Genomic DNA, 12874 nt, shown 5'->3' on the forward strand with positions numbered 1-12874 from the left:
CCTCAGTTCAAGGTGAAGCTGATGCCGGCGCCGACGCCGACATGCCCACCCGCTGCCGTGCCCGACAGGTTGCCGCGGATGCGGCCGTCCTCGCTGGTGTAGCCCGCACCGAAGGCGAATGCGCCGGCGTCGCGCCAGAGGCCGCCACCCGCCGCGACGCTCAGCTTTCCGGGCCGGTCGTCGTAGCGCAGCGAGGCGGCGGCGAGACCTATCGCGGCCGCCTGCCGGGCCTCGTCGCGGATGCCGTTGATGTCCGAATTGAGCTGGCCGAGCTTCTGGTCGGTATAGTCGTTGGCCTGCTGCAGGGTCGTGGCGGCTACCTTGTCGGTGTAGTCGTTGGACGTATCGATAGCGTAAGCCACGCGGTTGTCCGTATAGCTCTTGCCGGCGGTCAGGCCCTGGTTCATCTGGTCGACATTGACCGCATCGGTCCCTTTGACGCCGGGGCCGACATTGGAGATGACGACCGGGGCGTTGACGTCGCCACCCTGCAGCGTGATGGTGTTCGACTTGACGCCGCCCGGGGCGTCATAGGTCACCGCGTTCTGGGTGAGGTTTCCGACGCCGGCTTTCAAATCCTCGATCGCCGTGTTGGTGGCGTAGAGCTGCGAGCCGTTGATCGCATCCGTGCTGCCGGCATCGACGCGCCCGGCGGCGACGTTGGTGATCGTCCGCTCGGCGCCGGCATCGCCGACGCTGACGGTTCCGGTCGGAGTCGTTCCGGCGAAGGTGTAGGTCTTGCCGCCGATGACGGTGCTGGAGGTGCCGACGGCTGTCTGCGTCACCGAGCCGGAGCCGAGCGCCACATCGTTGGCGTTGTTGGCCTGCGCACCCTGGCCGAGCGCGACGGCGCCCGCCCCGGTAGCCGTCGAGCCATGGCCCGCAGCCACGCTCTCGGCGCCGCTCGCCACGCTTTCCGGCCCGATCGCCACCGCGTTGGTGCCGCCGGCGATGCTGTCGGCCAGCGTCGAATTGGCGTGGAAGTATTTGATGCCGCCGCCATTGCTGATGGTGGTCAGGGCATTGTCGACGGCCGTCAGGCCGTCATAGACGGTCGAGTAGTTGTTGCCCTGGATAGTGTAGGTCGGGCCGGTGATCGAGCCGTCGGGATTGATCGTGGTAACGCCGCCGAACAGGTCGGTGACGTTTTTCGTCACGCCGCGCAACTGCGAGACGTTGACGCCGTCGGTGTCGGCCGAGCCCGCCGCGACATTGGTGAGCTTGCGTTCGGCACCGGCGGCGCCGATCGACACCTCGCCGACCGAGGTCTGCGGACCGGCGAGCGCGAAGGCCGTGTAGCCGGCCTGCGCGCCGACCGTGGTGATGGATTGCGCACCGAGCGCCACGCTGTTGATGAAGGTGCTCTGGGCGCCGGCGCCGAGCGCCACCGACTGGACACCGGACGCCAGCGAATTGGTGCCGAGCGCCAGGCCGTCGGCCAGCAACACATGGGCGTTCTGGCCGATGGCCGTTCCGCCGGGCGCTGTCAGGTCGACGATGGCGCCATTGCCGATGCCGATGCCATTGTCGCCGTTGACGACAGTCGTCGGGCCGACCGCGACCGATTCCGCGCCGACTGCGAGCGAGTCGCCCGCCGCCGAATTGGCGTGGAAGTATTTCGTCGAGGTAACCGATACGGCAGCGATGGCGCCGGCGAGCTGGCGCACCGTCACTGCGTCCTGGTCCTGCGTGCCGTCGGCCACGTTGGTGATCTGCCGGTAGGAGTTGACATCGCCGACCGAAACGGCGCCGAGCAGCGTCTTGTCGCTCGTGTTGTACTGGATGAAGTTGGACGGACCGGCCGCGATCTGGCCGGTGGCCGGAGCGATCGCGCGATCGGAGATCGAACCCGAGCCCAGCGCCACGCTGCCGTCGATGCTGGCCTTGCTGTCGCGGCCGAGCGACAGCGCGCTGATGCCGGTCGCGGTCGCATTGTAACCGACCGCTGTGGACCCGACGCCTTGGGCGAAGGAATCGGTCTGCGCCAGCCCGGCCTCGTTGGTGCGGGCGTAGCGGATGCCTATGCCGTTGGCATCGGTATAGGCCGTCGAGGTGTCGCCGGCGATGTTGTTGAACGTGTTGCCGAGATTGGTGACGCCACTGCCAATATTGGCGATATCGGTGGTGTTCTGCGTCACCTGCTGGTTGGTGGCGAAGAGCTGCGAGCCGTTGACCGCGTCCGTCGAGCCGCCGTTCAACTGTCCGGCCGCGACGTTCTGGATCTGGCGCTCGGCTCCCGCCGACCCGACAGAGAAAGCGCCGGCCGGCGTGGTGCCCGCGAAGGTGTAGTTGACACCGCCGATCGTCGTTCCGGCGACATTTGTCGTTGCGCCAGACGTGGAATTCAGGCCGATCGCCACATCGCCGGCATTGTTGGCCACCGCATTCGGGCCGACGGCGACGGAATCGGTTCCCAGTGCCTGGGAATCCGCCAGCGTCGAGTTGGCGTGGAAGTACTTGATGCCGCCGCCGACATTGATGTTGTTGAGCGTGACGCCGATGGCGTCCACCGCCTGGTTGGTGGCGAAGAGCTGCGAGCCGTTGATGGCGTCGGTCGAGAGCGCGCTGATCCGCCCCGCCGCCAGATTGGTAATGGTGCGCTCCGCGCCTGGTGCACCGATACTGACCGTCGAGGTCGGATTGGTGCCCTGGAAGGCGTAGGTCGTTCCGTTGACCACACCGCTGGCCGTGCCGACCGCCGTAGTGGTGACCGAGCCCGAACCGAGCGCGACATCGCCGGAGCTTGCCGCCGCCGTCGCGCCATCGCCCAGTGCGACGTTCCCGGCGAGGCCGGCTGCGCCCGCCGTCGAGCCGTTGCCCAGCGCCACCGAGCCTTGCCCGATCGCCTTGTTGCTGTTGCCGATGGCGACAGCGCCGTTGGCCATATTGGCGGCGGTGGCCGTCGCCGTGCCGTCGCTGTTGGCGATGTTGTTGGCGCCGCCGGTGAAGGCGCCGGTGCCGCTGGCGTAGCTGGGATCGCCGATCGAAACCGCGCCGTCGCCGTAAGCGACGTTGTCGGCGCCGATTGCGACGGCCTTCCCCCCGCTTGCGAACGCCCTGGTGCCGATGGCGACGGAGTCGGCGGTCTCAGCAAAGGACTGGAGACCGACCGCGATGGCGTTGGTTGCAGTCGCAAAGCTTTCGCGTCCCATCGCGATCGCGTCGTCTCCGGATGACGTCACGTCCGTGCCGACGGCGATGGCGCTCTGTCCGCTGGCGCTTGTCGCAAAGCTGCTCTGGCCGACATAGACGGAGTTTATCCCGGACGCACTTGTCCCAGCGCCGACAGCGACGGCATTCAGGGCGGTGGTTCGGGCACCGTTGCCGAGCGCGGTACTGCCGGCTCCGCTGGCACCGGAGTTGATGCCGGCCGCGAGGGTATTGTTTCCCGTCGCGCTGGACAGGACGCCGACCGCGGTCGCGTTGACGCCCGACGCAGTGCTGCTCAAGCCGAGGCCGGTGGACCAGGTGCCCGTTGCCTTGCTCGCGACGCCGACAGCCGTGCCGCCCTGCCCCGTGGCGACCGAGCTGTTGCCGATCGCGGTCGCTTCGAAGGATGTGAAGCCGCCGGGAAGCGCCGTGCCCGAAGCGCCGCTCGCATTGGCGAAAGCGCCGATGGCGGTCGGTGAACCGCTGCCGGTGGCAACCGCATTGGCGCCGATGCCCATGGCGATCGCCCCAGCGCCGGGGACGCCGCCGGAGGCGGTCGCCTGGGCGCCGATCGCGATTGCCGCGCCTGTCTGCGCATTGGCCTGGTTGCCAAGCGCCACCGATTGCGCGCCGGCCGAGCTGGCGCTGACGCCGGCAGCGAGAGAATTGTCGCCTGCCGCGATCGTCCCGGACCCGAATGAAGAGGCGTTTGCGCCGCTGGCAACGGCCGTGTTGCCAATCGCCGTGCTGGCTGAGCCACTCGCAACCGAGGTTGCGCCCATCGCGGTGGCGAAAGCGCCGGAAGAGAGCGAATTGGTGCCGATGGCGATGCTGTTAGGCAGGGCCGTGTTGGCCTGCACGCCTGCCTGCGCGCCGACACCGAACGCGATCGACTGGTTGCCCCAGGCGCTGGCGGTGTTGCCCATCGCCGTTGCGCCCGTTCCCGTTGCTTTGGTCAGGACGCCTATGGCGACGCTTCTTACCTGGGATGCCACCACATCCGTACCAAGAGCGATGGCGCCCTGTGCAGTAGCGCCCGCTCCTGCAAGAGTGCGTCCGCCGATGTTGATAGCGTTGATATCGGACGCCACCGCCTGAAAGCCGATAGCGATGGCATTCTGGTTGCTTGCGCTGGCCGAGTTGCCCTGGGCGAAGGCATCCAATCCCGATGCGTTTGCCTGAAACCCAAGCGCGGTGGCGCGCAGCCCGGTCGCCCGGGTAACATAGCCGATCGCCGTCGAGCTCACTCCGTCGGCACGCGCATTATTGCCAAAGGCGGCCGCGCCTGTGGTTGCAACCGAATTGACGCCAATGGCGCTTGCCGCGTCCCCGTTGGCATGGGCGTTTCCGCCCAGGGCGAGGGCATTGACGCCAGTTGCGCCTGCGAAGACGCCTATGCCTATGGAATTGAGGCCATTGACACCCATCGCATAGCCGATGGCGATCGTGCCGTCGCCCGTTGCACTGTTGGAACTGCCCAACGCCACGCTGTTATTGCCATTCGTCGCGGTGCCGTTACCGATGGCTACGGCGTTGCCGCCGGTCGCCGAACCGCCACCGGCCTGATATTGCGCCAGGGCCGGCGTCGCAGCCATGCCGATCGCGAAGGCGCTCAGCACCGCGACCGCCGCCGACATCCCGCCGACGCCGAGCGTTCCCAGGCCAAGGCGCCTGCGCCCCATGCCGAGCACGCTATGCGCCATGCGCAGCACGGCCATCAGGCGGCGGCGAACCGAGCGCGAACCATGATCGGCCCCCGCGATCCACTGCCCCGCGAAATGCGCTGTGCGACGCCGAACAAACGAACCGCTCGAAATCTGGCCGTTCGAAATCTGGTTGTCGGTCATGGTCCCTCTCCGCTGGCCGGCACGAAATATCTGACAATTCCGCTCCATCGCAGGAAGACATGATTCCTGCGTGCGGTATTTCACGATATTGCTGTCTTGTCAGAAAAGAGGCGAGCAAACCGGCATAGGTTAACGGCTCGTTACCCCTGCCAATGCTTTAGAATCAAGTAATCAAGCAACTCCCTAAGCGCCGTCTCATCTAAACTTGGCGCTAAGCTTTCCCATCCGCGCCTGCAGCGGCGTCATCTGCCGGTATTTCTTCATCACGGTGGTAAAATGGCTCTGGCTCGAAAATCCGCTGGAGTGAGCGATGTCGGCGATCGTCATGCCGCTGTCGGCAAGCAACCTTTCAGCGAAATCCAGCCGCAGACCGAGCACGTACTGATGCGGCGGCATCCCGAACGTCCTCGAGAAAGCCCGCACAAAATGATAGGGTGAAAGACCGCAAACCGCGGCCATCTCGGCAAGCGCCAGCTTGCGCGTAAAGTTCTCGTCCAGGAATTGCCGCACGCGGCTCGCGGCGCGGACGGAAAGCCCGCCTTTTGCGTTGAGCGTCGATTGTCGCGAATTGGATCCGGAAACCGGTCCGGGGACACCATCCTCACCCGGCATTTCTTGGCCTCCTGATTCGTCCCGGATGAGGTTCAACCCTAGGCTTCCTTCCGCGTTCCCCTGAAAAACAATTCGTGATTGATCGAAGCCGACCGGCATCGCCAACCCCATTCATGAGAGCGTTCCAAGATGTATTCTGGAAAACGCCGCAAGGCGCCTGTTGCGGCCTGGGTGGGTGCGCAGCAGATCGGCCGGGTCGACCGTGCCGAAAGCAGGCGGATCAAGTTCGGCGAGATCGAATTCATGCACGGCCAATTGCGCCAGCGCTTCGGGAGCGATGGAAACGACGGCGTTCTCCCGGGTCAGGGACCAGGCCGGCTTGCTATCGACACCCGCCGGATTGACGACGCGACATCCGGTCGGCGTATCGTACCGCGTGATCCGGTCGCTGCCGAGCAAGGCTCTCGATCGGCGTGCGGGCCGCAGCGCAATTCCAGTGGAATGCTCTTTGGCCGGGAATGTCTGCGAGACGGGATCGCGGGCTGAGTCTATGACACTCCGCGCCGCGGTGGCCCTCCAGGGGCCTGCGCTTTCAGGGATTATGTCCAGGACATATCGAGCTGTCCGTTCTCGATTGACGCCCTGGGAATTGCCGCCTTCCCGAGCATCGTCCGTATTTTCCATTGCCTGGCCTCAGCCGCTTGTCTGTCGCCTGAAATCCCCCTTAGCCCGACCCGGATCCAACGTAACGCACATGCTGCGGATAGTGAATAACATCCGTACGCAAACAAAAAATTTTGTTCGGGATAAAAGCCCCTCGGGGCGAGGAACCCAGGCCTTTAGGTCGCGACTACGGGTCAACAGGTTCCTTTGGACCCTTCGGCGCATTGGCTGACGGAGCATCAAACGAAAAACCCGCCTGCTCGGCGGGTCACTGGCGCAAATCAGCACCATGCACGAATATATACCTTAGCTGAGATCACCGTGTCAAGAAAAAATTCCTATCGCGAAAAGCTGCCGACGCAAAAGCCGCGACACCGCCAGCAATGCAGAGCTACCAGATTGGCTACCGGTCATTGCAGATCGTCGCGACGATTCTCATACAAATCCCATGCAAGTTCGACAAACCCCAGAAGAACGTCCTCCTCGCTCCATCCGGCAGCGACGGCCGCCTGGACGATCTCGCGGACGAGAGGCAGCAATTGGCGTTGGCATTCTGCCGACGTGTCGGCAACTATGTCATCGCCGGGAGGTTCATCGAAGTTGAATTTCATCGTTAGGCGCCCCCCTCGCCATCAATCAAAGTGTTCATATCATTAAGTTCATTCATCCTGATATACAATAGAGGTCGCACCAAAGCATAAGAGGCTTCGGAGGCTCTGAGCAGAACAGGATGATGCCAGGCTCTATGCTTCCGCTAGGTCAGGTTTGTCCTTCTGAACAGGGTCCGTTGGGAAGCTTCTACCCATCAATCTCTGCGGCTGGTCGAAACCTTCGGCCAGGGCCGCATGCCACCATCCGGCGAATGCGCGGCAGGACCGGCCGCATTGCCTTCTGCAACCGCTCGCTGGATAGTCTCGGCATGTTGGCGACCCTGGCGACTCACTGGCCGCAAATTCTGGCGATCATCTCCGTGGCGATGGCGACGGTCGGCATCGTCCATGCCGTCATGACCAAGGAAGATGTGCGCGCCGCCACCGGCTGGGTCGGCGTGATGGTGCTGTCCCCGATCCTCGGCGTGCTGATCTACGCCGTCGCCGGCATCAATCGCATCCGCCGTGCCACGATCACCGCCCAGCGCCCGTTTGCCGACGGCGTGGTGTCCGCCAAGCATGAGCGCGACGTCGCTGTCGAAGAGGCCCTGATCGTCGAGCGATACGGGCAACGGTTCACGGGCTTGCGGACACTCGGCGACAGGGTGGCGCGGCGCGCGCTCAACCCTGGAAACGCAATCGATGTGCTGGAGACCGGCGACGAGGCCTATGCCGCCATGTGCGCGGCGATCGACGGCGCCGAGCGCAGCGTCCTGCTCGAGACCTATATTTTCGACAATGACGCCGTCGGCCTGCTCTTCGTCGAGGCGCTGGCCGGCGCCGTCCGGCGCGGCGTCACCGTCCGCGTGCTGATCGATGCCGTCGGCGCCCGCTACTCGGTGCCGAGCATCCTGGGGCATTTGCGCGAGGCCAACATCCCCGCCGACGTCTTCAACGGCAACATCGTCATGGGCCTGCGCCTGCCCTACGCCAATCTGAGGACCCACCGGAAGATCCTGGTGGTGGACGGCATCGCCGCCTTCACCGGCGGCATGAACATCCGCAAAGGCTTCTCCGCCGAATTCGCCGGCTCCAACAGCGCCAGGGACACACATTTCCGGGTGACCGGCCCGATCGTCGCCGACCTCTTTTCGGTCGCCGCCGAAGACTGGCGCTTCGCCACCAACGAGGCGCTGAAGGGCGACGCCTGGCGCATTGCCCCGCTGTCGCCATCGCCAGGCGCACCGATGATGGTGCGGGCAGTCGCTTCCGGCCCGGATGCCAGCAACGAGACCAACCACAAGCTGCTGATCGGTGCGTTCTCGGTCGCCCGCAAGTCCATACGCGTGATGTCGCCCTATTTCCTGCCGGATCGGGAACTGATCAGCGCCCTGATCACCGCCGGCAGGCGCGGGGTCGAGATAGACATCGTGGTGCCGGCGGTGAACAATCTTTTCCTCGTCGACCGCGCGATGATGGCGCAGTTCGATCAGGTGCTCAAACACTATTGCCGTGTCTGGCGAACCGAGGGACCATTCGACCATTCGAAGCTGCTTTCGATCGACGGCGTGTGGGCCTATGTCGGATCTTCCAATCTTGACGCCCGATCGCTGCGGCTCAATTTCGAGATCGACTTGGAGGTGCTCGATGCCGGCTTTGCCAGCGAGATCGAGGCGCGGATCGGGTCGGCGATTGCCTCCGCCGTGCCGGTAACGCTGGAAGCATTGCGCGCCCGGCCGTTCCTTATCAGGCTGTTCGACCGGGCATTGTGGCTCGGTTCACCCTATCTCTAAGGCGGAGATGCGCTTGAGGAACTCGTCTGTCATGGAACATACGCCGAAATTGCCTATTTTGACTGTATCCGGCTTCTGAATTGAAGCCAGCGAGAACGAGCAGCACAGATGCACAGAATTGGACGCAGCCTCCCGGCAAGCATGCTTCTGTCCCTTCGTGACCGCCGGATGCAGAAAGCTAACGCCGCCGCACTCAAGACGACAGCCACCACCGGCACGCTGGTTGCCTCCTACAATGTCCACAAATGCATCGGCGTCGACAGGAAGTTCGATCCGGACCGGACCATCCGCGTCATCCGCGAAATCGATCCGGATGTCATTGCCCTGCAGGAAGCCGACAACCGCTTCGGCGACCGTGATGGTCTTCTCGACCTGCCCCGGCTCGAACGGGAAACCGGACTGGTTCCGGTGCCGATTTCCGCTACCGGCAAGGGCCATGGCTGGCATGGCAACGTCTTGCTGTTCAAGAAGGGCGTCGTTCGCGACGTGCACCAGATCAAGCTTCCGGGGCTGGAGCCGCGCGGCGCGGTGGTGGCGGAGATCGACCTCGATGGAAGCCGGACGCTGCGCATCATCGCCGCCCATCTTGGCCTGCTGCGCCGCTCGCGCTCCCAGCAGGCGCGCGTCGTGCTCGACCTGATGAACAGCCCGGACGAAAGACCGACCCTGCTGCTCGGCGACCTCAACGAATGGCGGCTTGGCAACCGCTCCGCTCTCAACACGCTGCATGCGACGTTCGGCCCGCAGCCGCCGGCGGTCCCCACCTTCCCGTCGAACCTGCCGCTGCTGGCGCTCGACCGGATCATGGCCAACCGGCATGGCATGATTGCCGCCATCGACGCGCATGACACGCCGCTTTCACGCGTTGCCTCCGACCACCTGCCGCTGACAGCTTTCGTGCGACTGGAGCGGGTGGACGATAACGCCTTGATGTCTCCCGCGTCGCAAAGAGTGTAAAATTGGTCGGAACGCCCAGTTCTTCCGCGAGTTACCATGTCTTGAACGTGTAGGAGGACGAGATGAAGAAGTTGATTCTGGCTTCCCTGTTGGCATTGGCCGCGACAGCGGCGATCACTGCGCCGACGCGAGCGGCAAGCGTGACCATCCAGTCCGACGACGACGACAGATATCTGCCGGATGACGATTCCGACAGTGGGATCGTTATTCGCCGTCACCACCGGGATCGCTATTCCGACAATCAGTATGATGGCGACCGGAACGTTCAGTATGACGATGGCGGATACCGGTACGGCGAATATCGCCGCCACCACAGGCATCATCGCTGCCATATCGAACTGGTCAAGCACTGGCGCCACCACCACAGGGTGATCGAAGAGGTCCGCGTCTGCGGCTGATCCCGATCGTACCAACCGGCCGGCCAAAGCCGGTCGGTTTGGTCGCGTATGGTGGCGAGAGATGCCGCCATCGACCAGTTGGAAACGCTACTGCAGACGACTGACGCGCGGCGCGGTTCGCGCAGCTGGATTACCTGGCTGATCTTGTCGCGATTGCGCTTGGCACGGTAACTCACTCTCCACCATCCCCGTCAAGCCGCAGATCACCGGCGCGCTTCCCAGGGCATGGCAATTGGCTAGCCGATCCCACCATGGACCGGTCGTTGCCCGACCCGTGTTCGGGTTGGGCTTGCTCTTCGCATTTGGTGCCTCTGGACACAGCCGTGGAAGGCTGAAAAATGTGGAGCGCAACTCGGCTTTTTGAGTTGAACCGGAACACCAGGAGGATGGCGCTGAAATTGGAAGATATTGCCGGCCATCCGGCGTTGCATCGCTACGTTCAGGAACAGTCCCTGGCGCTGATCCGAATCTATGAGGAGAGCCCTCGCCTGGCTTCCATTTTCGCCACGCAGCAGCGTTGGCTGATGGGTCATGTCGGCCTCGCCATGCATTTCAGGCGCGATCCGCACGACCGCCGCAAGGAACTGACGGTATCGCGGTTCATCGAGTTCGTGCACCAGCATGCGGTCGCCAGCCGCAACACGGCGGACGCTTTCATCAAGGAGATGCTGCACTACCACATCGCCGAGTATGTGTCGGGTGGCGACGGCCGTACGCACCCTTTGCAGCCGACGGCGGCAACCGTGCAGACCTTTACCGGCTGGGTCCTTGCCCATCTGCGGACGCTGGATCGCCTCGACGGCGCTGACCGCTTGGCCAGGTTCCTCGAACACCCCGAGATGGTTGCCGGGCTGCAGCCTCTGGTGGCGGACGGCCTGCTTGCCTCCAAGCCGGTGCGCGAACCCAACCAGACCTTTTCCCTGTTCATCTGGCTCAACAATGGCGGCATCGTCATGGACTGGCTGATGTCGGGCATCGACCCCGATCACGCCGGCCTGGACCAGATTCCGACCAGCGTGGTTTCGATCGGAGATTTCGCCAAATGGCTCAAGCTCTCGCGGACCCATCTGGCCCGCAAGCTGCGCGCTGCCGAGAATCTCGGCAGCATCGGCTGGCTCGGCCAGCGCGGCCATTCGGTGATGTGGGTGTCGAATACATTCTACCAGGAATACATGACAGTCCAGGCGGCCAAACTGGCCATCGTCGACACCGCTTTCAATGCCTGTTTTCCGCCGGCTGGAAGCTGATCGGTGCGGCATCCCCGTAACGGGGATGCCTTTCAATGCGGGCGATCAAAATCCCGAAGTTCTCAGTCGATGTCGAACGACACGCCCTGGGCGAGCGGCAGCGCCTTGGAATAGTTCACCGTGTTGGTGGCGCGCCGCATATAGGCCTTCCATGCGTCGGAGCCGCTCTCGCGGCCGCCGCCGGTTTCCTTTTCGCCGCCAAAGGCACCGCCGATCTCAGCGCCCGAGGTACCGATGTTGACATTGGCAATGCCGCAATCCGATCCGTCGACACCCAGGAAACGCTCGGATTCCTGCAGGTCGCGCGTGAAGATCGACGACGACAGGCCTGCGCCCACGGCATTGTGCTCGTCGAGCACGGCGTCGAAATCCGAATATTTCATCACATAGAGGATCGGCGCGAAGGTCTCTTCCGTGACAGGGGCCACCTGCTTGGGCATCTCGACCAGCGCCGGGTGCACGTAATAGGCATCCGGGTGCCCGTTCTCGACCCGTGCGCCGCCGGTCACCTTGCCGCCATGGGCGGCGGCTTCCTTCAGCGCCTTCTGCATGGCCTCGTATGCCGCCTTGTCGATCAGTGGCCCGACCAGCGAGGAGGTCTCCAGCGGATTGCCGACAGACACACTCTCGTAAGCCTTCTTGAGGCGCGGAACCAGGGCGTCGTAGACGCTGTCATGCACGAACAGGCGCCGCAGCGTCGTGCAGCGCTGGCCGGCCGTGCCCATCGCTCCAAAGGCAATCGCGCGCAGCGCCATGTCGAGATCGGCGCTCGGGCAGACGATGCCGGCATTGTTGCCACCGAGTTCGAGCACTGCGCGGGCAAAGCGCTTGGCCAGCCGCGGGCCGACGTCGCGGCCCATGCGGGTCGAGCCGGTCGCCGAAACCAACGGCACTTTGGGGTGATCGACCAGGATCTCGCCGACGGCGCGGTCGCCGATCAGCACCGGCGCCAGGCCATCAGGTGCGTCCGCGCCGAAGCGCTTGACCGCACGCTTGAAGATGGCCTCGCAGGCAAGTGCGGTCAGCGGCGTCTTTTCCGACGGCTTCCACACCACCGCGTCGCCGCAGACCAGCGCCAGGGCGGCATTCCAGGACCACACCGCGACCGGGAAATTGAAGGCGGAAATGACGCCGACGACGCCGAGCGGATGCCAGGTTTCCATCATCCGATGGCCCGGGCGCTCGGTGGCGATGGTCAGGCCGTACAATTGCCGGGAGAGGCCTACGGCGAAATCGCAGATGTCGATCATCTCCTGCACTTCGCCGAGCCCCTCGGACGGGATCTTGCCGACCTCGATCGACACCAGCCGGCCAAGCTCGGCCTTGTGCGCGCGCAGTTCCTCGCCGAGCAGCCGCACCAGTTCGCCACGCCGCGGGCCCGGCACCATGCGCCAGGCCTGGAAGGCCTTGTGCGCGGCATCGATCACCTTGGCCGCGTCAGCCGGCGAGATCGTCTTCAGCGCCGCGATCTGCTCGCCCGTCACCGGGCTGCGCACGATCAGGTCGCCGCCGACGAGCGCTTCCTTGGCCACGCCCAGTTTCGCCAGCAGTTCGGTCGTTTCCTTGCCTATCGTCATTCTTGTCCCTTTCAGATCCCGTCGCCATCATATGGCGCTGGGTTAAGCCTTCGCCGTGTCGCCCGTGTGCCGAAAGGCACTTCAGGCGCAGTCATGGCGT

The 12874-nt window shown here is 64.3% G+C and carries 9 protein-coding genes; 4 read left to right on the forward strand and 5 right to left on the reverse strand.

The genetic code is table 11. The features are described 5' to 3' along the window. Positions 1-2: 2 nt before the first annotated feature. The 4 genes from A4R29_RS23450 to A4R29_RS33370 form a co-directional block, all read right to left on the reverse strand. On the reverse strand, positions 3-4997 hold the full coding sequence (locus A4R29_RS23450) for a beta strand repeat-containing protein (RefSeq protein WP_063172996.1): 4995 nt from the start codon (positions 4995-4997) through the stop codon (positions 3-5). Between the two features lie 195 nt (positions 4998-5192). After that, positions 5193-5708 carry a helix-turn-helix transcriptional regulator gene (locus A4R29_RS23455; RefSeq protein ID WP_063173788.1) on the reverse strand — a complete coding sequence of 172 codons (516 nt, stop codon included), beginning with the start codon at positions 5706-5708 and terminating at the stop codon, positions 5193-5195. A gap of 12 nt (positions 5709-5720) precedes the next feature. After that, complete coding sequence (locus tag A4R29_RS34685) at positions 5721-6008, reverse strand: hypothetical protein (RefSeq protein ID WP_063172997.1); 288 nt, start codon at positions 6006-6008, stop codon at positions 5721-5723. Between the two features lie 614 nt (positions 6009-6622). Continuing rightward, a complete protein-coding gene (locus tag A4R29_RS33370) occupies positions 6623-6823 on the reverse strand; it encodes a hypothetical protein (protein ID WP_082826544.1) in 201 nt (66 codons plus the stop codon). 308 nt (positions 6824-7131) lie between these two features. On the opposite strand from A4R29_RS33370, the gene A4R29_RS23470 reads away from it, so the two are divergent. The 4 genes from A4R29_RS23470 (at position 7132) to A4R29_RS23485 (ending at position 11197) form a co-directional block, all read left to right on the forward strand. Further along, complete coding sequence (locus A4R29_RS23470; protein ID WP_063173789.1) at positions 7132-8595, forward strand: phospholipase D-like domain-containing protein; 1464 nt, start codon at positions 7132-7134, stop codon at positions 8593-8595. Positions 8596-8703: 108 nt separating this feature from the next. Next, positions 8704-9552: an endonuclease/exonuclease/phosphatase family protein gene (locus A4R29_RS23475; RefSeq protein WP_013529834.1), complete on the forward strand. Its 849-nt coding sequence runs from the start codon at positions 8704-8706 to the stop codon at positions 9550-9552. Between the two features lie 62 nt (positions 9553-9614). Then, positions 9615-9950, forward strand: coding sequence for a hypothetical protein (locus tag A4R29_RS23480; RefSeq protein ID WP_013529833.1), 336 nt, complete (start codon positions 9615-9617; stop codon positions 9948-9950). Between the two features lie 386 nt (positions 9951-10336). Continuing rightward, positions 10337-11197 (forward strand): hypothetical protein, encoded by an 861-nt coding sequence (locus tag A4R29_RS23485; protein WP_024502664.1) that lies wholly within the window; start codon positions 10337-10339, stop codon positions 11195-11197. A 62-nt stretch (positions 11198-11259) separates the two neighbouring features. Here A4R29_RS23485 and amaB read toward each other — a convergent pair whose 3' ends face one another. Continuing rightward, positions 11260-12774 (reverse strand): L-piperidine-6-carboxylate dehydrogenase, encoded by a 1515-nt coding sequence (gene amaB, locus A4R29_RS23490; protein WP_063172998.1) that lies wholly within the window; start codon positions 12772-12774, stop codon positions 11260-11262. Positions 12775-12874 lie beyond the last annotated feature (100 nt).

The organism is Mesorhizobium ciceri biovar biserrulae, assembly GCF_001618845.1.
Lineage (GTDB): Bacteria > Pseudomonadota > Alphaproteobacteria > Rhizobiales > Rhizobiaceae > Mesorhizobium > Mesorhizobium ciceri.

Bases quoted from the DNA above. Each gene is read 5' to 3' on its own strand.
- A4R29_RS23450 (WP_063172996.1), bottom strand. From the start codon at position 4,997: ATGACCGACAACCAGATTTCGAACGGCCAGATTTCGAGCGGTTCGTTT.
- A4R29_RS33370 (WP_082826544.1), bottom strand. From the start codon at position 6,823: ATGAAATTCAACTTCGATGAACCTCCCGGCGATGACATAGTTGCCGAC.
- A4R29_RS23475 (WP_013529834.1), top strand. From the start codon at position 8,704: ATGCACAGAATTGGACGCAGCCTCCCGGCAAGCATGCTTCTGTCCCTT.
- A4R29_RS23455 (WP_063173788.1), bottom strand. From the start codon at position 5,708: ATGCCGGTCGGCTTCGATCAATCACGAATTGTTTTTCAGGGGAACGCG.
- A4R29_RS23480 (WP_013529833.1), top strand. From the start codon at position 9,615: ATGAAGAAGTTGATTCTGGCTTCCCTGTTGGCATTGGCCGCGACAGCG.
- amaB (WP_063172998.1), bottom strand. From the start codon at position 12,774: ATGACGATAGGCAAGGAAACGACCGAACTGCTGGCGAAACTGGGCGTG.
- A4R29_RS23470 (WP_063173789.1), top strand. From the start codon at position 7,132: ATGTTGGCGACCCTGGCGACTCACTGGCCGCAAATTCTGGCGATCATC.
- A4R29_RS23485 (WP_024502664.1), top strand. From the start codon at position 10,337: ATGGCGCTGAAATTGGAAGATATTGCCGGCCATCCGGCGTTGCATCGC.